General features: G+C 70.9%; 30 protein-coding genes and 1 tRNA gene. 12 read left to right on the top strand and 19 right to left on the bottom strand.

Annotation, left to right across the window (positions count from 1 at the left end; genetic code table 11):
• Positions 1–9: 9 nt before the first annotated feature.
• The 5 genes from C8D89_RS12400 (at position 10) to C8D89_RS12380 (ending at position 5,604) form a co-directional block, all read left to right on the top strand.
• Positions 10–1,104: a CapA family protein gene (locus C8D89_RS12400; protein WP_165825674.1), complete on the top strand. Its 1,095-nt coding sequence runs from the start codon at positions 10–12 to the stop codon at positions 1,102–1,104.
• Between the two features lie 83 nt (positions 1,105–1,187).
• A complete protein-coding gene (locus C8D89_RS12395) occupies positions 1,188–2,345 on the top strand; it encodes a CaiB/BaiF CoA transferase family protein (RefSeq protein WP_116708413.1) in 1,158 nt (385 codons plus the stop codon).
• A 70-nt stretch (positions 2,346–2,415) separates the two neighbouring features.
• On the top strand, positions 2,416–3,612 hold the full coding sequence (locus tag C8D89_RS12390) for a DUF2254 domain-containing protein (protein WP_116708412.1): 1,197 nt from the start codon (positions 2,416–2,418) through the stop codon (positions 3,610–3,612).
• Between the two features lie 157 nt (positions 3,613–3,769).
• Positions 3,770–5,176: an alpha/beta fold hydrolase gene (locus C8D89_RS12385; RefSeq protein ID WP_116708411.1), complete on the top strand. Its 1,407-nt coding sequence runs from the start codon at positions 3,770–3,772 to the stop codon at positions 5,174–5,176.
• Positions 5,177–5,256: 80 nt separating this feature from the next.
• Positions 5,257–5,604, top strand: coding sequence for a helix-turn-helix domain-containing protein (locus C8D89_RS12380; RefSeq protein WP_133251896.1), 348 nt, complete (start codon positions 5,257–5,259; stop codon positions 5,602–5,604).
• Between the two features lie 6 nt (positions 5,605–5,610).
• Here the strand turns inward: C8D89_RS12380 and C8D89_RS12375 are convergent, their stop codons facing one another.
• On the bottom strand, positions 5,611–5,802 hold the full coding sequence (locus C8D89_RS12375) for a hypothetical protein (protein ID WP_116708409.1): 192 nt from the start codon (positions 5,800–5,802) through the stop codon (positions 5,611–5,613).
• 281 nt (positions 5,803–6,083) lie between these two features.
• On the opposite strand from C8D89_RS12375, the gene C8D89_RS12370 reads away from it, so the two are divergent.
• Entirely contained in the window at positions 6,084–7,079 is a 996-nt protein-coding gene (locus tag C8D89_RS12370; protein ID WP_116708540.1) for an aldo/keto reductase family protein, read from the top strand.
• A gap of 49 nt (positions 7,080–7,128) precedes the next feature.
• Here C8D89_RS12370 and dprE2 read toward each other — a convergent pair whose 3' ends face one another.
• Entirely contained in the window at positions 7,129–7,860 is a 732-nt protein-coding gene (gene dprE2 / locus C8D89_RS12365; protein WP_116708539.1) for a decaprenylphospho-beta-D-erythro-pentofuranosid-2-ulose 2-reductase, read from the bottom strand.
• A gap of 113 nt (positions 7,861–7,973) precedes the next feature.
• Between dprE2 and C8D89_RS12360 the strand changes: the two genes are divergently transcribed.
• The 4 genes from C8D89_RS12360 to C8D89_RS12345 all read left to right on the top strand — a co-directional run bounded on the left by C8D89_RS12360 (position 7,974) and on the right by C8D89_RS12345 (position 10,288).
• A complete protein-coding gene (locus C8D89_RS12360; protein WP_243418063.1) occupies positions 7,974–8,291 on the top strand; it encodes a P-II family nitrogen regulator in 318 nt (105 codons plus the stop codon).
• A 175-nt stretch (positions 8,292–8,466) separates the two neighbouring features.
• Positions 8,467–9,396 (top strand): sensor histidine kinase, encoded by a 930-nt coding sequence (locus tag C8D89_RS12355; protein WP_165825673.1) that lies wholly within the window; start codon positions 8,467–8,469, stop codon positions 9,394–9,396.
• Between the two features lie 10 nt (positions 9,397–9,406).
• Positions 9,407–9,724, top strand: a complete 318-nt coding sequence (locus C8D89_RS29200; RefSeq protein ID WP_165825672.1) for a hypothetical protein — start codon at positions 9,407–9,409, stop codon at positions 9,722–9,724.
• A 90-nt stretch (positions 9,725–9,814) separates the two neighbouring features.
• Positions 9,815–10,288 carry a DUF4188 domain-containing protein gene (locus C8D89_RS12345; RefSeq protein WP_116708405.1) on the top strand — a complete coding sequence of 158 codons (474 nt, stop codon included), beginning with the start codon at positions 9,815–9,817 and terminating at the stop codon, positions 10,286–10,288.
• Between the two features lie 56 nt (positions 10,289–10,344).
• Here the strand turns inward: C8D89_RS12345 and C8D89_RS29195 are convergent.
• Positions 10,345–10,437, bottom strand: a tRNA-OTHER gene (locus tag C8D89_RS29195).
• 564 nt (positions 10,438–11,001) lie between these two features.
• Between C8D89_RS29195 and C8D89_RS12340 the strand changes: the two genes are divergently transcribed.
• The gene (locus C8D89_RS12340; RefSeq protein WP_116708404.1) at positions 11,002–11,520 is read left to right on the top strand and encodes a hypothetical protein; all 519 of its coding nucleotides are present in this window, start codon (positions 11,002–11,004) and stop codon (positions 11,518–11,520) included.
• A gap of 139 nt (positions 11,521–11,659) precedes the next feature.
• Positions 11,660–13,336: a DNA methyltransferase gene (locus tag C8D89_RS12335; protein WP_207787188.1), complete on the top strand. Its 1,677-nt coding sequence runs from the start codon at positions 11,660–11,662 to the stop codon at positions 13,334–13,336.
• A gap of 62 nt (positions 13,337–13,398) precedes the next feature.
• Here the strand turns inward: C8D89_RS12335 and C8D89_RS12330 are convergent, their stop codons facing one another.
• From C8D89_RS12330 to C8D89_RS28725, 16 genes are all read right to left on the bottom strand, one after another.
• On the bottom strand, positions 13,399–13,758 hold the full coding sequence (locus tag C8D89_RS12330; RefSeq protein WP_116708402.1) for a hypothetical protein: 360 nt from the start codon (positions 13,756–13,758) through the stop codon (positions 13,399–13,401).
• 160 nt (positions 13,759–13,918) lie between these two features.
• Positions 13,919–14,122, bottom strand: coding sequence for a hypothetical protein (locus C8D89_RS12325; RefSeq protein WP_116708401.1), 204 nt, complete (start codon positions 14,120–14,122; stop codon positions 13,919–13,921).
• A gap of 25 nt (positions 14,123–14,147) precedes the next feature.
• A complete protein-coding gene (locus C8D89_RS12320; RefSeq protein WP_116708400.1) occupies positions 14,148–15,479 on the bottom strand; it encodes a tyrosine-type recombinase/integrase in 1,332 nt (443 codons plus the stop codon).
• Positions 15,479–16,219, bottom strand: a complete 741-nt coding sequence (locus C8D89_RS29190; RefSeq protein ID WP_243418062.1) for a recombinase family protein — start codon at positions 16,217–16,219, stop codon at positions 15,479–15,481. The genes C8D89_RS12320 and C8D89_RS29190 overlap by 1 nt, the downstream gene beginning before the upstream one ends.
• Positions 16,220–16,248: 29 nt before the next feature.
• Positions 16,249–16,509 carry a hypothetical protein gene (locus C8D89_RS29185; protein WP_165825670.1) on the bottom strand — a complete coding sequence of 87 codons (261 nt, stop codon included), beginning with the start codon at positions 16,507–16,509 and terminating at the stop codon, positions 16,249–16,251.
• Between the two features lie 126 nt (positions 16,510–16,635).
• On the bottom strand, positions 16,636–16,977 hold the full coding sequence (locus tag C8D89_RS12310) for a hypothetical protein (protein WP_116708398.1): 342 nt from the start codon (positions 16,975–16,977) through the stop codon (positions 16,636–16,638).
• A 5-nt stretch (positions 16,978–16,982) separates the two neighbouring features.
• A complete protein-coding gene (locus C8D89_RS12305; protein WP_133251894.1) occupies positions 16,983–17,555 on the bottom strand; it encodes a hypothetical protein in 573 nt (190 codons plus the stop codon).
• Between the two features lie 414 nt (positions 17,556–17,969).
• Complete coding sequence (locus C8D89_RS12300; protein WP_165825669.1) at positions 17,970–19,163, bottom strand: ATP-binding protein; 1,194 nt, start codon at positions 19,161–19,163, stop codon at positions 17,970–17,972.
• 222 nt (positions 19,164–19,385) lie between these two features.
• On the bottom strand, positions 19,386–19,592 hold the full coding sequence (locus tag C8D89_RS12295) for a hypothetical protein (RefSeq protein ID WP_116708395.1): 207 nt from the start codon (positions 19,590–19,592) through the stop codon (positions 19,386–19,388).
• Between the two features lie 64 nt (positions 19,593–19,656).
• Complete coding sequence (locus C8D89_RS12290; protein WP_116708394.1) at positions 19,657–20,640, bottom strand: hypothetical protein; 984 nt, start codon at positions 20,638–20,640, stop codon at positions 19,657–19,659.
• Positions 20,637–21,140, bottom strand: coding sequence for a hypothetical protein (locus C8D89_RS12285; RefSeq protein ID WP_133251893.1), 504 nt, complete (start codon positions 21,138–21,140; stop codon positions 20,637–20,639). The genes C8D89_RS12290 and C8D89_RS12285 overlap by 4 nt, the downstream gene beginning before the upstream one ends.
• Positions 21,141–21,259: 119 nt before the next feature.
• Positions 21,260–21,739 carry a hypothetical protein gene (locus C8D89_RS12280; protein ID WP_116708392.1) on the bottom strand — a complete coding sequence of 160 codons (480 nt, stop codon included), beginning with the start codon at positions 21,737–21,739 and terminating at the stop codon, positions 21,260–21,262.
• Positions 21,739–21,918: a hypothetical protein gene (locus C8D89_RS28730; RefSeq protein ID WP_133251892.1), complete on the bottom strand. Its 180-nt coding sequence runs from the start codon at positions 21,916–21,918 to the stop codon at positions 21,739–21,741. Before C8D89_RS28730 ends, C8D89_RS12280 begins: the two co-directional genes overlap by 1 nt.
• Complete coding sequence (locus C8D89_RS29180) at positions 21,911–22,087, bottom strand: hypothetical protein (RefSeq protein WP_165825668.1); 177 nt, start codon at positions 22,085–22,087, stop codon at positions 21,911–21,913. The genes C8D89_RS28730 and C8D89_RS29180 overlap by 8 nt, the downstream gene beginning before the upstream one ends.
• Complete coding sequence (locus C8D89_RS12275) at positions 22,087–22,374, bottom strand: hypothetical protein (RefSeq protein WP_116708391.1); 288 nt, start codon at positions 22,372–22,374, stop codon at positions 22,087–22,089. Before C8D89_RS12275 ends, C8D89_RS29180 begins: the two co-directional genes overlap by 1 nt.
• A 98-nt stretch (positions 22,375–22,472) precedes the next feature.
• The gene (locus C8D89_RS28725) at positions 22,473–22,697 is read right to left on the bottom strand and encodes a hypothetical protein (RefSeq protein WP_133251891.1); all 225 of its coding nucleotides are present in this window, start codon (positions 22,695–22,697) and stop codon (positions 22,473–22,475) included.
• Positions 22,698–22,795 lie beyond the last annotated feature (98 nt).

The raw sequence follows: 22,795 nt of genomic DNA, 5'->3' as shown, positions 1-22,795 counted from the left end.
GCTGGGCCCGTGTCCCTGCTGCGTCGCGCCACGACCGTGATCGCCTGCGTCGTCGCGCTCGTCGCCTGTGCGTCGGGCGCCCCGGCGCCGGGGTCGCCGGCCGGGCCGCCACCCCCGCCGCCGTCGTTCACGCTCGTGGCCGGCGGCGACGTCCTGATCCACTCGACGGTCACCGACCAGGCCGTGGCCGACGGCGGCGGGGTCCCGGACTTCGGTCCGCAGCTCGCCGCGCTCGCCCCGCCGGTCTCGGGCGCCGACCTCGCGCTCTGCCACCTCGAGGTCCCCCTCGCGCGCCCGGGCGGCCCGTACGCCGGCTACCCGTCGTTCAACGCGCCGCCGGAACTCGCCCGCGGGCTGGCCGGGATCGGCTACGACGGCTGCAGCACGGCCTCGAATCACGCGCTCGACCAGGGAGCCGAGGGGCTGGACCGCACGCTGGGCACCCTCGACGCGGCCGGCCTGCGTCACGCGGGCACGGCCCGGACACCGGATGAGGCCGGGGCGACCACGATGTACGACGTCCGCGGCGTCCGTGTCGCGCACCTGTCCGCGACCTACGGCCTCAACGGCCAGACGGTGCCCGCCGACCGGCCCTGGAGCGTGTCGCTGCTCGATCCCGCGACGGTGCTCTCGGCGGCGGCCCGCGCCCGGGCGGCCGGGGCGCAGGTCGTCGTGCTGTCCGCGCACTGGGGCACCGAGAACGACCCGGAGCCGGACTTTCAGCAGCTCCGCCTGGCCCCCGAGCTGCTCGCGAGCCCCGACGTCGACCTGATCATCGGCCACCACGCCCACGTCGTGCAGCCCTTCGAGCGGATCGGCGACGAGTGGGTGGCCTATGGGCTCGGCAACCAGCTCGCCGACCAGGAGACCCCCGGCACCGACGACGGCGCGCTGGCCCGCTTCACCTTCACGCCGGGTGCCGACGGACGGTGGCATGTGAACCGCGCGGAGTACCTGCCCACGTGGATCGACGCCGGCCCGCCGATCCGCGTCCGCGACGTCAGCGCCGCCCCGCCGGGGTCGCCCGCCGCGGCAGCCCGGGACCGCACCGACGCCCGTGTCGCCGGCCGGGGCGCCGTCGCCGCCGGTCTCACCCGGGGGTGAGGCGCTCGTGCACCCATACCGTCAGCGCTGACTGTCTCGTAGGCTCCGGCGCGCAGACGGGACCGCGAGGAGAGCGAGACGGCATGGGTGTGCTGGACGGCGTCAAGGTCATCGAGGTCGCGGGCATCGGGCCCGGACCGTTCGCGGCGATGATGCTCGCGGACATGGGCGCCGACGTGCTGCGCATCGACCGCCCGGCGGGCGGCCGGGGGCTCTCCCTGGGCAACGCGAGCAAGGACGTCCTCGCGCGCGGACGGCGGTCGGTGGCGCTGGACCTGAAGTCGTCCGAGGGCCTGGAGGTGCTGCTCGAGCTCGTCGAGGGCGCCGACGTGCTGCTCGAGGGCTACCGCCCCGGGGTCGCCGAGCGGCTCGGGTTCGGGCCCGACGTCTGCCACGGGCGCAACGAGCGCCTCGTCTACGGGCGCATGACCGGCTGGGGCCAGGACGGCCCGAACGCCGCGCGCGCCGGGCACGACCTGACCTACCTGTCGACGGCCGGCGTCGTCGCGCACATCGAGGGCCCCGACGGCGCGCCCGGCATCCCGATCAACCTCGTCGGGGACTTCGGCGGGGGCGGGATGCTGCTGGTCGTCGGCGTGCTCGGCGCGCTGGTGGAGCGGGCGGCCTCCGGGCGCGGGCAGGTCGTCGACGCGGCCATCGTCGACGGCGCCGCCCTGCAGATGGCCATGGTCTACGGCATGCGCGCGGGCGGCATGTGGCCGAACCCCCGCGGGGGCAACATCCTCGACGGCGGCGCCCCGTTCTACGAGCACTACCGCTGCCGCGACGGCGGCTGGGTCGCCGTCGGCGCGCTCGAGCCGCAGTTCTACGCCGAGCTCATGGCGGGTCTCGGCCTCGAGGGCGAGGACATCGCGACGCACCAGTGGGACATGGCCCGCTGGCCGGAGTTCCGGGCCCGGCTCGCGGAGGTGTTCGCGACCCGCACCCGCGACGAGTGGGCCGCCGACCTCGAGCCCACCGACGCGGTGGTGGCCGCCGTGCTCGACATGGACGAGGCCGCCGAGCACCCGCACAACAAGGCCCGCGGGCTGCACATCGACGCCTTCGGCGTGCGCCAGCCGGCGCCGGCGCCGCGCTTCAGCCGCACCCCGAGCGCCACGCCGACCCCGCCCGCGTCGCCCGGCGAGCACTCGGCGGAGGCGCTCGCCGGCTGGGGTCTCGACCCCGACCGCATCGCGCGGCTGCGGGAGGCGGGGGTCGTCCACCAGGCGGAGGCGTGACGTCGGGGGCGCGAACGGCGGTGCGGGCGGGAGGACACCTCGCGAGCCGCCCGCCTGATCTCATCGAGGCGTGAGACGCCTGGTGCGACGCCCCGACCGGACCTTCTGGATACGCCCCGCGGCGTGCGGTCTCGCCGCGATCGTGGCCGCGTTCGCCCTCACCGCGGTCGACCGGGCGGCCGGCGACGCGGCCACGCGGCTCCTCTTCCCCGGTCCCCCCGAGGGCGCGCGAAGCTTCCTCGGCGCGGTCATCACGGCGATGATCTCGTTCACCGGGTTGGTCTTCTCGATCACGGTCGTCGTGCTCGTCCTGACGAGCGGGCAGTTCTCGCCCCGGGTGCTGCGCCAGTTCCTGCGCGATCGCGCCATCCAGTGGTCGCTGGGGCTGTTCATCGCGACGTTCGTCTACGCGCTGTTCACCCTCCGCGAGGTCCAGGGCACGAACACCGCGGACGCGTTCGTCCCGCGGATCGCCGTCACCGGCTCGTTCCTGCTGGTGCTGGCCTCGGTCGCGCAGTTCATCTACTACATCCACCACATCATCCACTTCATCCAGGTCTCGTCGATCATCCGCCGGACCTCGGACGAGGCCCGCCGACTCATCGAGGTCCGCGTCCCCCGGGAGCCGTCGCCACCGGCCGCCCCGCTGGACCGGACGGGGCGCGAGCAGGTGGTGGTGGCGCCGCAGGCCGGGCCCCTGCTGCGGATCGACGAGGACGCGCTGGTCCGCCGCGCCGAGCGCGACGGCGTCGGCGCGGCCCTGGCCGTCCGGGTCGGGGACTTCGTGCCGGTCGGCGCCTCGCTGATGACGATCTACCGCGGCCCGTCCGCCCCGGAGGTGGACGCCGCCGGCTACGCCCGGAGCGTGACCCAGGGGATCGAGCGGTCGATGGACCAGGACCTCGCCTTCGGCTTCCGCCAGCTGGTCGACATCGCGATCAAGGCGCTCTCGCCCAGCATCAACGACCCGACGACGTGCGCCCAGGCCGTCGACGCGCTCCACGACCTGCTGCGTCGCCTCGTCACGCGCCCGTGGCGACCCGGTCGGCACGGCGATCGGAACGGCGTCACCCGGCTCGAGGTGCCCTCCTGGTCGGTCGGAGAGCTGGTGGTGCTCACGGTGGAGGAGATCGCCCATTTCGGGGCCGACATGCCCCAGATCCCGGCGCGGCTCGCACGGATGCTCGACGACCTCGCCGACGCCGCCCTCCCCGAGCATCGCGAGGCCGTCGCCGCGGGGCGCCGGGCGGCGGGGCTCCACGGCTGAGGACGGGCGCCCGGCCACGGCCGTGGGCAGTGCGGCCCGTCGATCATGCTGCCCACCGGGTGCGGCGCCTAGGCTTTGGCCTTCGGCCGCGTGAGCGGTTGTCCGTGCCAGGGCACGGGGAAGCACTCACGAGCACGCAGTGCAAACGGGAGGGCCCGTGATCCTGACCCCCGCCGGGGCGTGGCGCGCGCTGGGCAACGTGCGCGACCGCGTCCTCGAGGGTCCGCTCGCCGACCTGCGCCGCATGCCGCGCGCGGCGTTCGACACCGGGCCCGGCGACCCGGCGGCCGCCGGGCTCGGGCGCGCGCACGGGCTCGCGCGCTCCGGCTCGGTCAGCACCTACCGCTACGCCGTGCACCCCACCGCGCGGCTGCGGGGCTCGCCGGTGCTGCTCGTCTCGCCGCTCGGGGCGTGCGGCGTCGCGTTCGACCTGCGGCGCGGCAACAGCCTCGTCGAGCACCTCGTCGGCGAGGGCCGCTCGGTGCACCAGGTCGACGACGAGGACCTCGTCGGCCACGGCGGCGCGATCTCGCCCGGGCCGGCGGACCTCGAGCGGTGGGTCGACGAGATCCTCCCCCACGTCGTGCGCACGGTCAGCGCGCACCACGAGGGCGCACCGGTGCACCTGGTCGGCTGGTCGATCGGGGGCCTGCACGCCGTGCTCAGCGCGGCCGGGCACCCGGACCTCCCGCTGGCGTCGGTCACCGCCATCGCGACACCGTTCTCCCTGGACGAGGTGCCGCCGGTGGTCCGCGCGCGCCCGCTGGCCGTGGCCGCGGGAGGCCCGGTGCTCGCGACGCTGCAGACCCTGCTCGCGCTCATGCCGCTGCCGGCGCTGCTGCGCGCGCTGCGCCTGGGCTCCCTCGACGAGCTGCTCACCGCACCGCTCACGGTGCTCGCGCGGCTCGACGACCGCGACTTCCTCGCCCAGCTCGAGGCCGTCGACGACCTCCGGGCGATCATCGGGGAGCAGGCGCGGCTCGTCGGCACGTACTTCCGCGCGATGGTCTCGCCCGGGGACCTCGCGTCCGGGCGGGTCCCGGTGGGACACCGGGTGATCGATCTCGGGGACCTGCGTCGTCCCGTGCTGCTCGTCGCCGGCGAGAACGACCGCGTCGTCCCGCCGCGCGCGGTGCGGGCGGGCGCGCGTCTCCTCACCGGCACCGAGACCCGCTTGACGACGGCGCCCGGCGGCCACCTGGGCGTGCTGGCCGGACGCTCCGCGAGGGTCACGACCTGGGCGCGGCTGTGCGCCTTCCTCGACCGCCACGACGCCCCGGCGACCGTGGAGGGCAGCAGCCCGACCAGCCGCCGTGCCCTGCGCCCCGCCAGCGTCCCCCGCCGCCGCGCCGGCGAGCCCGTGCGGCCGCCGGCGCTGCCCCCCGCCGACACCGACACCGGCTCGCCGTCCGCGCTCCCACCGTCCGAGGACGCGGAGAGGGAGTCGGCGGACCCGCAGGACCCGGACACCGACGAGCAGGGGGCCGCTCGACCCCGCCCGGCGCGCCGGCCCGCGAAGCGGCCCGCGCCGAAGCGCGCGTCACGGACTCCGCGCACCCGCTGAGGGGCGGGTCCGATCGGGTCGTGCACGACCCACCCCGTGGGTGCGGCCTGCGTCACGGGCGCGTCGTCTACTGTGACGGCGTGGTTTCGTTGCGCGATGCCCGCCGTGATCGAGGGTGGTCGCAGACGACGGCCGTGGCGCGGCTGCGCGAGCTGGCCGAGCGCGGTCAGGTCGACGTCGCCAGCGCCGCCAGCCTGAAGACCCAGCTGTCGCGCTGGGAGAACGGCACCGTTCCCGACGAGCCCTACCGCACGTTGCTCGCGGAGCTCTACGAGCGCGAGCTCGGCGAGCTGGGTATCGACGTCACGCCGCACTGGGAGCGCAGCCACGAGATCCCCGGGCTGCTCACCGAGATCCGCGACGAGCTGCGCGAACTGAACGCCCTGCTGCGCGACCAGCGGCGCGACGAGCCGGCGCCCCGCGGCTGAGGCCCGTCAGCGCTGCGTCGTCAGCGGTGGCGCGGTGTCCACCACGCGCAGGTGCGACGGCTGCTCCCCCGTCTCGACGTGCCGGGTGAGCACCAGCCCGAGGGCGGTGACCGAGACGGTGCCGACGGCGGCGACGGCCTCCGCGGTCAGGTCGAGGACATCGGCGAGAGGGCGCAGCGGCGCCAGGAACACGTTCACGAAACCCCTAGGGCGTTCGTCGGTGGAGAACCGGGGCGAGGACCCGCACGGCATCGGCGGCAGCGGCGCCGCCCCACACGGGGGCCTCTCGCGAGCTCGTGACACCATCGTGCCAGCAGGGCGTGCACGCGGAACCCGGCGTCGTGCAGATTCACACTCGAGCCCCAGGGAACTGCGTCGGCCGGTCGACGTGATGCGCCGATCGGCCGTGTCCTTCCGGTCACCGGCAGTACCGATCACTGGGCAGGACGTCCCGGGCGCCGCGCCCTACGGTGGCGGAGATGCGCTACCGCCAGCTCGGTTCGAGCGACCTGCAGGTCTCGGAGATCTCCCTGGGGTCCTGGTTGACCTACTCGGGCGGCGTCGAGGCGGACGCGACCGCCGCGTGCACGCGCGCCGCCTTCGACGCCGGGATCACCTTCTTCGACACCGCCAACGTCTACGGCCGCGGCGCGGCGGAGGAGGCGTGGGGCCGCATCCTCACCGACCACCGGCGCGAGGACTACGTGCTCGCGACCAAGGTCTACTTCCCGATGTCGAACAGCGACCGCGGCCTGTCGCCCGCGCAGATCAGCAAGCAGATCGACGCCTCCCTGCGGCGGCTCAAGACCGACCACGTCGACCTCTACCAGTGCCACCGCTTCGACGCGGACGTGCCGATCGAGGACACGATGGAGGCGCTCGCCGAGGTCGTCCGCGCGGGCAAGGCCCGGTGCCTCGGGTTCAGCGAGTGGACCCCAAACCAGATCCGTGCGGGCCTCGCGGCGTGCCCGGACGACGTGGCGCTGGTGTCGTCGCAGCCCCAGTACTCGATGCTGTGGCGCGCACCGGAGGCCGAGGTCTTCGGCGTCACCGCCGAGCACGGCATCTCGAACATCGTCTGGTCGCCGATGGCCGAGGGCGTGCTCACGGGCAAGTACCGCCCCGGTGAGCCCGTGCCCGTCGACTCGCGGGCGGCGAGCGACGAGATGAACGGCTTCATCAAGCAGAAGCTCACCGACCGGACCCTCGAGGCCGTGCAGCGTCTGGTGCCGATCGCCGAGGGCGCCGGCCTGTCGATGGCCGAGATGGCGCTGGCCTGGGTGCTGCGCCGCCCGGAACTGGCGTCGGCGATCGTCGGGGCCTCGCGTCCCGAGCAGGTGCACGCCAACGCCGCCGCCGCCGGCAAGGAGCTCTCCGCCGACACCCTGGCGGCCATCGACGAGGCGCTCGGCGACGTCCCGGTCACCGGCCCGCAGCTCGCCCCCGGCGCCTCGGCCGGCATCACCCATCGTTGACCTACGTGCGTGATCTTCTGAGCTATCACTCAGAAGATCACGCACGTGGTCAGCGCGGCAGGCGCCGCCAGGCCCAGCGGGGCAGCAGGCGCATCGCCGTGAAGAGCAGGCGCAGCGCGCCCGGGACCCAGACCACGTCGCGGCCCATCCCGCGTGCCGTCGCCTCGGCCACCTGCTCCGGTGTCGACGACAGCGGCGCCGGGGACAGGCCGCTGTCGGCCGTCATGCGGCCGATGACGAAGCCGGGGCGCACGAGCGTGAGGTGCACCCCGCTGCCGTGCAGCGCGTCCGCGAGGCCCGAGGCGAAACCGTCGAGCCCGGCCTTCGCACTGCCGTAGACGTAGTTGGCCCGCCGCACACGCACGCCCGCGACCGACGAGAACACGACGATCTCGCCCCGCCCGCGGGCCCGCAGCCGCGCCGCGACCTCGGTGAGCACCGCGACCTGCGCGACGTAGTCGGTGTGCACGACGGCCACGGCGTGGGCGGCGTCGCGCTCGGCGCGGGCCTGGTCGCCGAGCACACCGAACGCCACGACGACCGTGTCGGGCACCCCGTGCTCGGCCTCGACGGCGTCGAGCACCGCGGGCTGGCCGGCCACGTCGTCGGCGTCGAACTCGACGGCGGCGACCCGCGCGCCGGCCGCGCGGAGGGCCGCGGTCTCGTCGGCGAGGTCGTGGGCACGGCGCGCGGCGAGCACCACCGTGCCGGCGCGTCCCGTGCCCGCGAGGCGGCACGCGAGCGCCACCCCGATCTCGCTGCGGCCACCGAGGACGAGCACGACCGGGGACGGGGAGGGCACGGCGGCAGCGTAGGCAGCGCATGCTCGCCAGCCGGGTCCCGGGCCCGTAGCGTCCCGCGCAGCGGACGACGGGAGGGCTCGGGCCGGTGAAGATGCTGCACGCGCTCGTCCCGCCCCACGCACTCGACGGCGTCCGCCGGGCGTTCGAGCGCCACGCCGTGCTCGGGATGACGGTCGCGGAGGTGCTCGGTCCGGCTACGGACGGTCACCGGTCGGTGCACCGGGGCGCTGTCGTGGTGGACCAGATGGTCCCGTGCCTGCGCATCGAGTCCATCGTCCACGACGAGGTCATCGAGCGGGTCGTCGATGAGGTCGCGGCCGCCGTGCACCCCGAGGGCCGGCTGTGGGTGGTGCCGCTCGAGCTGGTGACACGCGTCCGGACGGGTGAACGCGGGGCCGACGCCGTGTGACGGCGCGTGAGCAGGGGACGGGACCGCCTGTCGCACCGCCTGCTCCACTGAGCGGAGCCGGCTGTCCTCGCGCGAGGCGAACCGGCCAGGATGCGAACCGGAACCGTCGAGCCCGAGGTGGTGAGGAGTGAGGTCGTCGGATTCCGCCGGTCGTCACCACCGTGGCCCGGACACGGTGCTCGAGCACGCAGCGCTCTTCCACGAGGGCGAGGAGGGGCTCGTCGCCGGGGTCGTCGCGCACGTGCGCGCCGGGCTCGAGGCCCACGAGGCCGTGGTCGTGGCCCTGCCGGCGGCCCACCTCGAGCTGGTCGGCGCCGCGCTCGGCGACCGGGTCGACGACGTGCTGCTGCAGGACGTGGCGCGGCTCGGCCGGAACCCCGCGCGGCTGCTGCCGGCGTTGCACCGGTTCGTCGACGAGCGACCCGGTCGCCGGGTCCGTGCCGTGTCGCAGGCCTGGACGCCCGACCGGCCGGACGACGAGCGCGCCGCCTGCCTGCAGCACGACGCGCTGGCCAACCTCGCCTTCGCCGACCGCCCCGTGTCGCTGCTGTGCCCGTACGACACCGCGCGGCTCGGCTCCGCCGCGACCGCGGACGCGCGCGCCGCGCACCCGCTCGTCACCGAGGACGGGGTCGCCGTCCCCAACCCGACGTACGGCGACCCGCTCAAGCTCGCCGAGGCGATCGTCGGTCCGCTGCCCGACCCGCCGGACGAGGGCGAGACGCTCGTCTACGGCGCGCCGTACGGTCCCCGCGCCGTCCGTCTCGCCGTCGCCGAGCACGCGGCGGCCGCGGGGATGCGCCCCGACCGCGTGGCCGATCTGTGCCTCGCGGTGCACGAGGTCGCGGTCAACACCGTCGTGCACACCGAGGGGCGGGGCATCCTCTCGCTCTGGCACACCGACGACCGTGTGGTCGCGGAGATCCAGGACGGCGGCCACGTCGAGGACCCGCTGGTCGGGCGCCACCCGCCGGGGCCGGCCGACGGCCGGGGCTACGGGCTCTACCTCACCCACCGGCTCTGCGACCTCGTACGGCTGCACAGCACCCGCGATGGAGGGACGACGGTGCGGATCACGATGTACCTGGACCAGGGCGGGCGCTAGCTTCCGTCCCGTGGACGGGTGCCGACTCGGGCGGTCGCGGCCGATGCCCGCCGCGCTCGTCGTGCCCGCGCTCGAGCAGGCGTGGGGATCGCGGTTCTACGGCGCGCGGAAGCGTCTCGACGGTCATCGACTCGTCGCGACCGACGCGGACCGGACCTTCGGCGACGCCGACCGCGACCTGCGCGGCCCGGCGGGCGAGCTGCTGCTCGTCGCGACGGGCCGGCCCGCGGGGCTGGCGGCGCTCGAGGGGGACGGCGTCGACGAGCTCCTCGCCCGATTGGCCCAGGATACGCCAACAACTGTGCGGAAGATGCACCAAGTGCGATGATGAATCCTCGCGCGCCACTCTTATGGGGGTCCATCACCCCTGGTCACCGTCTACTCTGTGACTCTCTGTAGTTCGAGCCAGGAGTGCGCGATGTCCACCACTCACCTGCGGACCGCCGAGATCGACGGCGATTTCGTCGTGTTCCTCATCGGCGCGCGCTGGGACCTGCGGCACCCGGTCCGGACGTTCCGGGACCTGGGAGGCCGGCGCGGGATGACCCACATGCTGAAGTACCTCAGCGAGCGTCCGGAGAAGGGCCTACTCGGCTACACCATGGGCTTCCCCGTGATCGTCCAGTACTGGCGCTCGTTCGAGCACCTCGAGGCGTTCGCACGGGACCGCGACGATCCCCACCTGGCGGCGTGGCGCAACTACTACCGCCGCAACGGGGAGACCGGGATCTGGCACGAGACGTACCTGGTGCGCGCCGGGGAGTACGAGGCCATCTACGGCCACATGCCGGAGTTCGGCCTGGGCAAGGCCGGGCGGTGCGTGCCGCTCGCGGAGGCGAGCTCCGCGCGACGCCGCCTCGGACGTGCCGCGCGGACGCCGGTACCGACGTAGACGGCGCCCCGCACGACGACGAAGGCCCGTCGTCCGTGGGGCGACGGGCCTGTGGTGGCGGGTCCAGGATTCGAACCTGGGAAGCTTGCGCGACGGATTTACAGTCCGTTCGAGTTGAAATCTGGTGCCGTTGAAAACGGCGTTCCCGCGACTACATAAGAGCTGGTCAGCGCACCGATCGCGCGTACAAAGTGGACCGCTCCGGACGGCTCCGAACCGCTCCGACCTGGGGTGTGTAGGGGGCGCGTAGGGGGCGACGATCTTGAACAGAGATCCACAACAACCGCCTTCGTGCTTATGGTGTGAACGGGATACCTACTCATCCCCCATGCACCGCCCTAGCGTTCGCCGTCGTGATCAACTTCGTCCGACGGCTCGTGCGGCGACTCCTCGGCCGTGGCCGGCCAGGGCGCCACCGCTCGACCGGGGGTGGGCGCGAGTGGTCGATGAGGGACCGGCGTCGCGGTCGCTGAGGTTTGCGCCCCCGCCGAGACTGGTCAGCCGGGAAGGCACGGCCGGGATGGCGTACGCGTACCTCCGGTCCCAGGCCCGGACCGGTTGACCCCTCCAGCCCCGGTCCGAGCCGCGCCCTCGTGGCCGCGAACCGCGGCCCCTGCCGCTCGGCGCATTACCTGTTCCACTCGGCGCTGTCCATACCCGACCGGTCAGTCTTTCGGACACGATCCGGTCACGGCGTGCTCCAATGGGCACACGTGTTCGAGTACGAGCACGAGTCGCTCCCCAAGGAGAACGTGATGTCCGATCGCCCCCGCGTCGACCCGAGCCTGACGCTGATGGTCCAGTCCGTGAACAAGATGGAATCGAGCGCCAGCGCCGCAATCACGCTGACTCTCCCCGGCCTCATCGTCACCGGAACGATCGTTCCGGCTCATCAGTGGTTCGAGGAGCAGGGCCAGCAGCTCGGACCGCGCAACGACGCGGGCGACCCCAACTGGCTCGTCGACGAGGCCGCCGACCTCCGCAAGCTGCGCGACGAACTCGCCACAGTTGAGAGCAAGCTCGACGAGCTGGGCGACGAGGCCAGCCGGACTATGACCGAGTTGCACCGCGCCACCGAGCCCGAGTACATCCACCTCAGGGAGGCTCGCATCCTCACCGGCTTCTCGATGGCACCGGGCGAGGGGATGTACTGGCGTGGCCGGCTCGCTGACGTGATCGGGTGGACGGCGGGGTCGCTGGTGCTGAACCGCGACGTCCGAGCGGCCGCCTAACGCCCTCTCGTGGACGCTCGCCATGCGAGACGACCGGGCCCAGGGTCGACTCACCCCCACCCCGGTCGAGCCCGCGAGCGTCCACGAGAGACGGCCCGTCGCCGCGACCGACGCGCGAACCGTGTGCGAGGCTGCGGCAGTGGCGGGGGATACCTCATGGCGTAACCAGCTCTACTACGGCGACAACCTCGAAGTTCTTCGGGAGAACATCGCTAGCGAGTCGGTGGACCTCGTCTACCTCGATCCACCGTTCAACTCCAATCGCTCATACAACGTCCTCTTTCAGGACAAGTCGGGTGAGGAGTCACAGGCCCAGATCGAAGCCTTCGACGACACGTGGGTGTGGAACCAGGACACAGAGCAGCTCTTCTACAGCCTGGTAAACGGTGGGGCTCCGATGGCGGTCCAGGACGCACTGGAAGCGATGCACAAGCTTCTCGGCGAGAACGACGTCCTGGCCTACCTCGTGATGATGACTGCGCGCCTCGTCGAACTTCATCGCGTAATGAAACCGACCGCAACCCTCTGGCTACACTGCGATCCGACCGCAAGCCACTACTTGAAGATCATTTTGGACGCGACGTTCGGGCCTCGCAGGTTCATCAATGAAGTCATCTGGCAGCGCGCCCACACAGTGAAGGGCAACTCAGGCCAGGGCGCGCGACACCTTGGCCGAGCGACAGACACGATCCTTGTCTTCGGAAAGTCGGAGAACTACAAGTTCAATCAGCTGTTCGGCGAGTACGACGAGGACTATCTCAAGCGCTTCAAGCATGTCGAGCCGAGCACCGGAAGGCGCTATCGCACGATCAGCATGATCGGCCCCGGCGGTGCTGCGAAGGGCAACCCCAGCTACGAAGTCATGGGGGTGACTCGCTACTGGCGGTACTCGCAGGAGCGGATGCAGGAGATGATCGAGGCAGATCGGGTCGTCCAATCCAAACCCGGTGCCGTGCCTGAGCGCAAGTTCTACCTCGACGAGGCCAAGGGCTCCGCTATCCAATCGCTCTGGACGGACCTGATCTCGATCAACCCGATGGCAGCCGAGCGCCTTGGTTATCCGACCCAAAAGCCGCTTTCTCTTCTCGAACGAATTGTAGAGATTGGCTCCGACAAGGGCGACATAGTCCTCGACCCCTTCGCTGGCTGCGGGACGACCGTGGACGCTGCACAGAAGCTCGACCGCCGCTGGATAGGCATCGACGTTACTACTATCGCCATCGACTTGATCGACGCACGCTTGCGCCACACCTACGGCGAAACGGTCCGCGACTCCTACAGCATCCACGGCATTCCGCGAGACATGGATGGTGCGCACGCGCTCTTCAAGTACTCGCCATTCGAGTTCGAGCGTTGGTGTGTGATGCTGGTCGACGGCACGCCGAACGAGAAGCAAGTCGGCGACAAGGGCATTGATGGCGTGATCCGCTTCCTCATCGACGCAAAGGGCAAGTCGGATCGCGTGCTGGTGTCCGTCAAGGGTGGAACCACGAACCCGGGCCATGTGCGGGACCTGATCGGTACGGTCCAATCGCAGAAGGCGGCCATGGGCGTGTTCATCTGCATGAAGAAGCCCACCAAGGCGATGCTCGACGCGGCGAACCACAGCGGCATCTACAAGCATCCGGGCGACGGCAAGCAGTACCCAAAGGTCCAGATCATGACCGTCGAACAGCTGCTGAACGAGGAGCATCCCAAGCTCCCGGTGACGCTGCTGCCCTACCTTCAGGCGCAGAAGCGATCGAGCAAGGGTGTCGGCCAGGTGATGATGGACTACTCGGAACCTCAAGGGATGTTCGAGATCGACCCTTCCTAGACGCGACAACGCCCCGGTCTCCACAAGAGAGCCGGGGCGTCGGTCGTTGAGGGGAGAGGGGGTCACCAGTCCTCGGCGTCGTCCTCCTCCACCGCGATCCAGTCGTGGAGCGGGGCGACGAGACCGCGCATCGGCATCGAGCTCAGCGTCTCGAAGCGCCACCAGACGCGGCCCTCGCGCTCGACGGTCGAGCCGTCGAACAGCAGGGCCTCGCCGCCGTCGGTCGGGCACCCGTTCTCGTCCTCCAGCGCCGAGAGCGCCGCGCGGCGGGCCAGGGCCGACGGGGGCGGGGTCGAGCCCTCGCGGACGTACGCGCCAGCGGAGACACCCGGAATCGCGGTATATCCGGCGGGCGCCTCACCATTCGAGAGGTACGCCCACGACGCAACGGCGAGCCAGTCGGTCTTCACGGTGTTGATCATGTAACCTACGTTAGTTGCGAACCGTGGAAATGGCTCACAGCAGATGGGCGAACTTCTGCATAGACACGACACCCCCGATACCCGCAAGGAGGCGAAGGGGTACCGGGGGTGTCGTTATGCAGTCCGGGCGGAACTGGCCAGTGGGTGCCCGGACGTTGTCCTACGGCTGGGCCGGGTCCTTCGGCACCAGTCGCACCGGGCCGAGCGCGTGCCCGCGCAAACGCCGCGCGAGAACAGCACGCGACTCGACAGCCGCCGGGGTGTTCGTCCGGACGCCGTCGCCGAACCGGTTGTGCGGCGTGAAGTCCGCCTGGAGCTCCACCGGGTACTCGCGGCCGTTCAGGCCTCGCAGAATCTTCGCCATGATTCCTCCTTTCCTCGCGTCGATTCTACTGAGCCGCGCGGATCGGAATGACATTGTCGTCTGTAGTCCGATTTGTAGTCTTCTCACGCGCTTGCTCGGCGCTAGCTGAGGAGGGGGCGAAGTCCAACGACGACTCCTCGTCCTCGTCCTCGATCCAGTGGGCGTAGATCGTCAACGTCACCACGAACGACGCGTGCCCGAGCCAGCGCGAGACCTTCTGGTACGGCTCGCCGGCCATCAGCTGGAGCGTCGCGTATGTGTGTCGGAGGTCGTGGAGCCGCGTCCCGTCGGGCAGACCCGCAGCCGCGTACGCGGGCAGCACGACGGACTTGTAGAGCGCCGACGGGTTGACCGGCCGGGACCAGTCGAGGACGACCGGCGCGAGGGTTCCGCGCTGGCCCTTCGCCTTCGCCCCGCCCCGCGACTCGACCCGCCCGGGGAACAACGGCGCCGCCGGGTCGGAGCCGTCGGGGTGCACGTCGTCGAGGTACGCCCGGAGGTCGCCCGCGAGCCCCGGCGGGAGCGGGACCGTCCGCCGGGACTTCTTGCTCTTCGGCGTCCCCTCGATGCACTCGCCCGCCTTCCAGCGCTTCGTCCGCGCGACGCGCACCGAGCCCTTTGCCCCACCCCCAGCCCGGGCCACTAGCCGTAGGTCCGCAACCTCGAGCCCCGCAAACTCCGCGGCACGCAGCCCGGTCGACGCGAGGAACCGCACGGCGAGCGCGTACACCTCCGACCGCTCCCCTACCGCAGCGACGACCGCCGCGACCTGATCCCGAGACAGCGGCGTCCCCTCGAAGCGGTAGCCGTCGGCGTGGCCGGAGGTGTCGATGCCCTCGGCCGGATTAATACCGATCGCGTGTCGTCGGGCCGCGTACGCCAGGGCCCACCGGAACACGTCGTACCCGTGCTTCACGGTCGAGCGGGCCAGCCCGCGCTTCACGAGCGCGGCGTGGAACTTCTCGGCGTCGTGCGGCGTGATCGAGCCGATTGGGCGGGCCGCGAACACCGGCAGGACGTACCGGCGCAACAGGTCCGCGTAGTCGTCGGCCGTGCGCTCCTTCAGCCGCCCATTCGCCACCGCGCTCCGCTTCGTCTCCATCCAGTCCGCAGCGAACGTCCCGAACGTCTCGCGCCCGGCGGCGTGGTCGAGGGTCCGCCCGGTCGTCACCAACTCGCCGTCGATCTTCTTGCGGTGCTTATCGGCGTCGGTCCAGTTGTCGAAGGTCCCGAACGACACGTCCCGCATCACGATCCGGCCGCGTCGGTCCCGGAGGACAGCGCCGGTCGTCTCGTCGTACGCGGGCTCCTTCCCACGCACCTTGTACGACGCACCGCGCTTCTGGACGTAGGCCATTACAGGGCTCCTTCTCGGCGCAGCACCGTCCGCACGGTCGCCGGGCTCCAGTTCGCACCGCCGCTCGGCGGGGGCGTCTTCCCTCGGTCCAGCGCCGCAGCGATTCGGGCGCACGACAGCCCCTCGGTCCGCAGCTTCTTCATCCGGCGCACCACCGCGTCGGGGATGGTGCGTGGCCGGCCAAGCACCGCGCCCTTGCTCCGCGCCGCCGCCAGGCCCTCGCGGGTCCGGCGGGCGATCTTGCGGCGTTCCTCCTGGGCGACGGCGAGCCGAATGTTGATCATCAGCTCCTGCTCCGGGTCGGAGCTGTCGAGCCCGTCGGTCCCGACGACCCGCCAGCCGTGGCGCACGGCGCGGCTCAGCATCTCCGCGCCGTCGAGCGTCCCCCGGCTCGCCCGGTCCAGGTCCCGCACCGCCATCGCATCCGCGAGCCCGGCCCGCAACAGCGCTTCGACCGCCAGCCGGCCATACATCCGCTCCGGGTCCCGGGTGCTCGCGACCTCCGGAACGACAGTCACAAGCTCATGGCCGTTCGCCCGGCACCAGCGGTCGAGCGCGTCCCACTGTGCGTTCAGCCCGTGGCTCCGATCCGTCGCCTGAGCCGCCGTCGACACCCGGACGTACCCGACGAGCCGGAGGCCGGTCGACGCCGTCGAGGACGGCCCGTTCCCGTGGCCCGTTCCACCGCTCCCGCGTTGACGGGGCTTCCGCGTCGCCCGGCCGGGGGTCGGCCGGTCCATCGGCTCTCCGTGGATCTCCGTGGGCGCGCTCACGACGCACTCCCGACGACCCGGACCACGAGCTGTTCCGGGTAGCCGGTCGCCCGGTCCCCGTCCTCGAAGTGCACGACGACCCGGCACGCAGTCACCCGGCGTTCGACCGACTCGACGGTCCGCCAATCGTTCGCGCTCGCGCTCTCCTCGTCCGACAGCGCCGGGTCGTGCTCGGTGATCCGGTCGCCCGCGTCGAGCCAGGCGACCGGGACCACCTCGATCGCAGGCGCGCCCGTCGGGGTTGGGGTGGGGGTCATGGGTCCGCTCCTCGGTTGCGAAGGGAACGGGGTTAACTGGGGGCTTGACGCCCGTCATCCCCGTATTGCAACCGCGACGGTTCGCCACGAGCTGTGCGATGGCGTCGTCCAGATGGGTCGTGTTGATCATGAGCGGGCTGCCTCGCGCCGGGCCTTCGCGGCTCGCACACCGGCGCTGATCCGCGCCCGGCGCCTCGCCTCCTCGCGGTCGGCGAGGGTGGAGCGCTGCACCCGCGACGGGTCGCCCGGGACCGACAGCAGGCCCGCGCTCGACGCCACCTGCTCGCGCTCCGTGGCCCGGCACTCGCGGCACCGCTCCGGGTAGGCGAGCAGCCCGGCGGCCGCGAGCGCGTCGAGCCCCGGGAAGACGGCGCCGCACCCCGCACACACGACGTCGCCGTCCTCGTCGGGCGGGTTGTCGCGGTACGGGTCGACGGCGGTGACGAACCCGCGTCCGTAGCTCCGCATCGCCGTCAGTACCGCTCGTCGTCCATGTCGACAGCGCGAGCCGTGTACTCCTCGTCCACACGCTCCGACGGCGCCCGCATGATCTTCGTCGCGAGCGCTTCGTACGGCTTCGCCGAGTGCATGATGTCGACCTTGTCGGCGGACTTCACGCCCGCGCGGTCGAGCGCGTCGCGCAACGCCACGAGCCGCACCGCGTCCGGACGCTCCGGGTCGAGTGCGATCTCCAGGAGGGCCTGCACAAGACGATCCGTGCTGTTCTGTAGCCGGGCCATCGCCTTCCGCATCACCTGCGGCGCCCGGCCCCCGTGGGTACCGCAGACCTCCGCACCCCTGATCTTGAGCTTCGTGCACCGCTGCCCGTCCTTGGCCCGGTTGGCGGTGCATCGGTCCTCCAGCGGCACGTTGGCGTGCGACGGGTTGCCTTCGCCGGTCCCGCCGTAAGGGCGCAGCTTCCCGCTCTTGGGATCAGGCTTCGTGTAATCGACGCGTCGACCCTTCTTGTTGCTGACGATTGGTTGTTCTGACGACTCCTCCGCAAACACCAACTCGCGGTTCTTCTTTGCTGTGTTCTTAGCCATTGCGAGCCCCGTTCCCCTCACGAACCCGTCGGACGTGATCCGGTCTGTACTTATCTCGTTCCCGCAGAATCGCCCGCCAGCATGAGCGGTTGTCGCTTCCGTCGACGTGGAAGCATCGGTCTAGCTCGACGCTGAACACCGACTCCTCGCCGCACGCCGGGCATCGGTATGTCGTGAGCCCGCACTCGGCCCGGACCTTAATCAGACCGCTCGCAGCAATCTCTTGATCCTTCACACTGTCCGACATTTGCTCCTCCTCCAGCGAACCTCGCCCCTCTCGATAGGGGCGGGGTACGGGTTAGTTCGACCGGCGATCCCCGACCACCCCCGCCCCCTAAGAGGGCGGGGCGAGGTGGTTCGGGGGACCTCGCCCCGACGGCTGGGGCGAGGTAGGGGCGAGGTGGGGCGAGGTACCTACTTCAGCGGTGGAAGCCGGATGCACTTGTCGTCTTCCGGTTGCGTCTTTCCCAGCCTGTAGAGAATCGGACGACCGTCGCCCTGCTCCTCGATCTCGATCCACCCCATCCTGTCCGCGTACTCGATCCCCTCCCGCTTGTAGTCGCTCTTACCGGCCGTCCTGATGAGCTTCTCCAACTTGCTCTTGCCTGCGAAGGTCTTGGTGTTGCTGCTGTAGTAGTTGTCGAGGATTCGCCAGACTTCCTTCCCCGTGTTAAGGGCGCGATCCTCCGCCCGGCCCGTTACTCCGCTCACCACTTCGAGCCGCCGCGAGGTGCTGTCGTAGTCGAGCGTGATCTGGCCGGTGTCGATGTCGCGGCCGTAGGCGGTGAAGTAGCGGCGCGAGTCGGGCGCGATCTGGCCGTGCTCGCCGCCGTGCTGGTAGAACCAGAAGGCGTCCGCGTCGCCCATCTGTTTCGAGTTACCTCGAACACGCGGGAGTCCATCGCCGTTCTCCCCGACGCCGCCATGGCCGGCGTGCGCGACGATCACCACGAGGTCGAGCCCGGCTCGACGCTTGATCCGCTCGACCGCCTTGTACCAGCGGCCCATCTCTTGCGCGCTGTTCTCGTCGTGGTCGTGCGCGCTGCTCGACGGGTCAATGATGAGGACGGACGCGGCTTGCTCGATGAGGTGTCCGACGGCGAAGTCCTCACCCGCTGGCGTCTCGATCGGGATGCCGTAGCCGCGCCAGTGCTCGACGTAGAGCCGTTCCGGATGCTGCGGGTCGAGGTCCCGGACCCAGTCCTGCGCTCGACGTCCGTCCAGCTCGAAGTTCCAGTATGCGACGCTCGTGTCCTCGCGCAGCTCCGTTCCGAACCGGCCCAGGAACTCGCCGCCGTCCGCGAGCGCGACGGCGAGGTTGAAGCCAGCGGTGGTCTTCCCCGCCTTCCACTGCGCGATAAAGAGGATCGTCATGCCGGTGCCGGCCAGTTCCTTCACGACAAAGCCGTTCTCGGGCAGGGGGTTGTCGAGCTGATACCGCATTGACCCGAACGACGGGGGCGGCTCCCAATGCTCCTCGACTACCTCCCGCTTCGCTTGCTCGGCCGCCTTGAGTCGCGCTTTCTGTCGTTCGACCTCTTCCCGATGCCGGTCTCCCGAGTCTCTCCCCTCTGTTGGATCCTCGCCCCGATCCAGCGCTTCCTGCATTCGACGCTGCTGCTCGTATGCACTCCGTTCACCGCGCCTACTTGGAGTAGGGTTCTTGCTAGGCATTCGGTTCCTCTCGGGGAGGTCGGGTGTCTCGCCTAGGCGGTCAAACAGGAGGGCGCCTAGGCGGAGAACGTCGTTAGGGGACAACTAGTGGAGCGGCTCGTCACCGCCTCCCAGCCCTCTCCTCGGTGGCGCGGTTCACCGGGGAGAGGGCACCCCCTACTTCTTGCGCTTCTTCTTAGTTGGGGCGGGCGCTTCCTCGTCCATCCGTTCGAACAAGTCGGCGACCGCCACTCGGACTACACGAGCCATCGACACTTCGTGCTCGTCCGCGAGCGCCCGCAAGCGCTCCACTTCTGCTTCGGTGAAGCGGACGACCAACGTCTCACTCAACGTGGGCGGCTTCTCGGTCAGTGACGTGGGCATAGGTATCCCCTTCTCGGAATAGCGGTCGAACGCCGAATACGCTACCGGATAGCGATTCCTGCGCTTACTTCTTGCGCTTCTGCGAATACCGCTCGACCAACGACAGGGCTGCCCTCGTGCGGAGGTAGCCGCGCGCTTCTGCGGCGGTGTTCTTCTCGGCGATGTACTCGCGCGCGGTCCGGCGTAGGTCCCGCTCTCGCGCCTCCCTGAGCCGATCCAGGCCCTTCCCGGCCCGGAGGTGGTCCCTCGCGTCCTTCCCGGCCGCCGGGGCGGCGACGGTCACCCTCCGGGCGTCCAGGCCCGCTACGTCCACGAGAAGCCCCCGCCGGAGGACCGCGTCAGCCGCGCCCGGCGCGTCGAGGTCTGCGACGACGACAACGCGGCCCCGGAACCCTCGGAACAGCGCCGCCTGCTCGGCGGTCACGTGCGCGGCGCCGCCGTGGTGCGAGGTCGCGGCGGCCGGCCAACCCTCGGTCTGCGTCGCCTTCCACCACCGCGCGATCCGCCGACGCTCAGACTCGACCGCGCGCCGGTACGCGTCCATACCCTTCCCGCGCCGCATCTCGGCCGTGCGGAGGCTGGCGAGGTCCTGGCCTGGGGGTGGGGTTGGTAGGTGGAGCTCTGCGGCGACGGCGTCCGCGTCGCTCTCCCCCTCGCACCAGTAGACGACCGCACCCCGCCCCCCAGCCAGGGCCGCCCTCAGCTCCGGCAACCGATACAACGTCCGGTCCGCGCACGCGGGCTTCTTGCGGAGCCACTGGCCGTCGGGCGGCTGCGGCTGGTGCTCGTACCGGAACGCCTTGTTCACGACCTCCCCGGACGGCAGCACGAGGTTGAAGCGCGCCTTGCGGAACCGGACCCGCGAGCCGAGCGGCGACCGATACTCGACCTGCCCGGCGGGGACCTTGCGCGGGGTGGTCGCGCGCCGCTGGAACTCGTGGAACAGCTCCGCCGCCTCCACGTAGCGCTCGCACAGCCGGACCGCGCCGTCGCCGCCCCGGACCGCCCACGCCTCGCGCTCGTCGTCGCGCCACAGCTCGACGGTCACGACGCGACCCCGGTTCGGACCTTTGGCGCGCGAGCGATTGCTGCCTGAAGGTCGATTGCGACGTCTTGCGTGCGCCGCCGGTCCTCCTCGCGCTCGATCGCGGAGCGCATGTCCCGCAGCGACACCCGCCGCGTCTCGTCCAGCGTGTAGCCCTCGGCGAAGTGGTCGGCGAAGGTCGCGCCCTCCCACAGGTCGCGGGCGGGAGCCCGGAACTGGACCTGGCGCGCGGACAGGACCTCCGTCACCAGGAGCCACCGGCGCCGCGCCTCGAAGGCGCCCGCATCGTCCAGCGTCACGCCGATCAGCAGTAGTCCGGAGAACGGCCGCAACTGCGCGGCGTGCTTGTGGCTGAACTCGCCGAACGACCCGGTGACGCTCTGCCGGGCTTCGCGCAGTGCGTAGAAGTCCTCCTGCGACTCGACACACCACAGGACCGCGTCGGGCCCTTCCTCGAAGGCCTGCCGCAGGAAGTGCGGGCCCATCATCTTGTCGTGGATCATCCGTCTAACGCTCATTAGGTATACTTCCTAGCGGCCCTTTCGAGGGCCCGTCGAGCGCCGGACCGGGGAAACAGAGTCGGCCAAAACTTGTATCTCCCCGGTCCGGCGCGGCCGAATGTCTAGCGCCGTACGGCGGGCGACGACTGCTCCGAGTCCGTGCGGAAGGCGGGCAGGTCATCGGCCGGATGCGGGAGCTGGGGGTACTTGTTGTACATCCGCTCCATCAGCTCCACCGGGTCCTGCGCGCGCGACTCGTTCGCGGCCTGCATCTCCTCGATGCGGGCGATGGCCGCGCGGTTCTTGCGGGCCTGCTTCTCCAACTCGTCGAGCTGATCCGCGACTTCCTCCACGTTCACGATCCGCGACTGGCACGCCTTCGTGATCGCGCGGGCCGCAGCCTGGATGTCGGCGGCCGATCGAGTCACTGTCTCGGCCACGCCGGCCAGGCGCTCTCGCTCGCCTTCGACCATTCGCAGACCTTGCGTCTGGAGCTGCTGCTCGACGCGTCCGACAGCGACCTCTCGCTGGTACTCCTCGGCCTGCGCTCCCGGCGGGCGAGCGGCCCAGATTGCCTTGTAGTTCGCCAGCTTCCCGGGCATCAGCCGTTCCCCCTCGGCATGTAGCGGCTCTCCAGGCGGTCGCGCTTCCGCTGCGATCGGCGCTGTGCGCGGGCGCTGTCGTCCTCCTGATCGGAGAGCGCTCGCCGCGCCTCCATGATCGCCTGTTCCGCCGCGTCGGCGCCCTTGGCGAGCGTCGCCACCTTCACGCGATTAGGCATCGCTCGTCTCCTCTCGTGTCGTCGTACTCATCAGGCCGACTTCGATGTTCATCCGGACCGCTTCCGCAATCGGGACTCGCATGATGATTGCTTCGAGGTCGAGCCGTTCCCACTGCTCCTCGGTGAGCGCAATCTTCAGAGTCCGCTCGAACTTCTTGGGTCGTCCCATCAGCGGATCAGTCCGTTCTGTAGGGCCGGGTACTTGTTGATAAGCGCTTCTCGCGACTCACCGCCCTCGCGGAAAGCGGCCCGATACTTGTAGTTGGAACCTCCGCCCACCCCCGATGACCCGATTGGCGGGGTCCAGCCCTTGTTCTCGTCCTCGTCGTCCTCGACTTCCGGTCGGGCGCCCTTCTGCGAAGGCTCGACGCCGTACGCCGCCAGTATCTCGGCGACGCCATCCCCCACCCCAGCCGACTGCGACGGCTCACTCTCGCGTCGCTGTTCGAAATCCATGAGACCTCCGTTTCCGAGTCGTCGAGAACGTTACGCGACTCGAATACGGCCGGACGATTACTCGCGCTCGAATGCATTAGCGCACGGCGTTTCCGCTGCTAGAGGTCGCCCGGGTCGTCATCCCATAGCGCGGAATCGACAATCTGTCCGATGGCAATGAGGGCTGAATGCGCTTCCGGGTCCCGGTCCTCGGCCCACCGCCGCGCGAGCGCGTCCAGGTCCCCGCCCTCGCCAGCCAGAGGCCCGTACACCGCCGGGTCCGTGCACGCGTCGAGGTAGCGGTCCAGTTCGTCGAGGTCCACCAGCGTCAGGCTCGCGCTCACCCGGACCCGCGAGAGGTACCCGGCGTTCTGTAGCGACTTGATGAGCCGGGCCGACAACCCGCGCGCCTCTATCTCCGCGTCGCCGCGCGTACAGAGAC

It is taken from the genome of Actinomycetospora cinnamomea (assembly GCF_003096675.1).
Classification (GTDB): domain Bacteria; phylum Actinomycetota; class Actinomycetes; order Mycobacteriales; family Pseudonocardiaceae; genus Actinomycetospora; species Actinomycetospora cinnamomea.
Note: the sequence above shows the minus strand (reverse complement) of the source record. Positions and strands in the feature narration are given on the sequence as shown.

Excerpts from the sequence above, each read along its gene's own strand:
- C8D89_RS29180 (WP_165825668.1), bottom strand. The coding sequence starts at position 22,087 with ATGGGACGACCCAAGAAGTTCGAGCGGACTCTGAAGATTGCGCTCACC.
- C8D89_RS28730 (WP_133251892.1), bottom strand. The coding sequence starts at position 21,918 with ATGCCTAATCGCGTGAAGGTGGCGACGCTCGCCAAGGGCGCCGACGCG.
- C8D89_RS29185 (WP_165825670.1), bottom strand. The coding sequence starts at position 16,509 with ATGACCCCCACCCCAACCCCGACGGGCGCGCCTGCGATCGAGGTGGTC.
- C8D89_RS12300 (WP_165825669.1), bottom strand. The coding sequence starts at position 19,163 with ATGCAGGAAGCGCTGGATCGGGGCGAGGATCCAACAGAGGGGAGAGAC.
- C8D89_RS12305 (WP_133251894.1), bottom strand. The coding sequence starts at position 17,555 with ATGGCTAAGAACACAGCAAAGAAGAACCGCGAGTTGGTGTTTGCGGAG.
- C8D89_RS29190 (WP_243418062.1), bottom strand. The coding sequence starts at position 16,219 with ATGGACCGGCCGACCCCCGGCCGGGCGACGCGGAAGCCCCGTCAACGC.
- C8D89_RS12370 (WP_116708540.1), top strand. The coding sequence starts at position 6,084 with ATGCGCTACCGCCAGCTCGGTTCGAGCGACCTGCAGGTCTCGGAGATC.
- C8D89_RS12345 (WP_116708405.1), top strand. The coding sequence starts at position 9,815 with ATGTCCACCACTCACCTGCGGACCGCCGAGATCGACGGCGATTTCGTC.
- C8D89_RS12275 (WP_116708391.1), bottom strand. The coding sequence starts at position 22,374 with ATGGATTTCGAACAGCGACGCGAGAGTGAGCCGTCGCAGTCGGCTGGG.
- C8D89_RS12330 (WP_116708402.1), bottom strand. The coding sequence starts at position 13,758 with ATGATCAACACCGTGAAGACCGACTGGCTCGCCGTTGCGTCGTGGGCG.
- C8D89_RS12285 (WP_133251893.1), bottom strand. The coding sequence starts at position 21,140 with ATGATCCACGACAAGATGATGGGCCCGCACTTCCTGCGGCAGGCCTTC.
- C8D89_RS12395 (WP_116708413.1), top strand. The coding sequence starts at position 1,188 with ATGGGTGTGCTGGACGGCGTCAAGGTCATCGAGGTCGCGGGCATCGGG.
- C8D89_RS12295 (WP_116708395.1), bottom strand. The coding sequence starts at position 19,592 with ATGCCCACGTCACTGACCGAGAAGCCGCCCACGTTGAGTGAGACGTTG.
- C8D89_RS12325 (WP_116708401.1), bottom strand. The coding sequence starts at position 14,122 with ATGGCGAAGATTCTGCGAGGCCTGAACGGCCGCGAGTACCCGGTGGAG.
- C8D89_RS12280 (WP_116708392.1), bottom strand. The coding sequence starts at position 21,739 with ATGCCCGGGAAGCTGGCGAACTACAAGGCAATCTGGGCCGCTCGCCCG.
- C8D89_RS12320 (WP_116708400.1), bottom strand. The coding sequence starts at position 15,479 with ATGGCCTACGTCCAGAAGCGCGGTGCGTCGTACAAGGTGCGTGGGAAG.
- C8D89_RS12360 (WP_243418063.1), top strand. The coding sequence starts at position 7,974 with ATGCTGCACGCGCTCGTCCCGCCCCACGCACTCGACGGCGTCCGCCGG.
- C8D89_RS12310 (WP_116708398.1), bottom strand. The coding sequence starts at position 16,977 with ATGCGGAGCTACGGACGCGGGTTCGTCACCGCCGTCGACCCGTACCGC.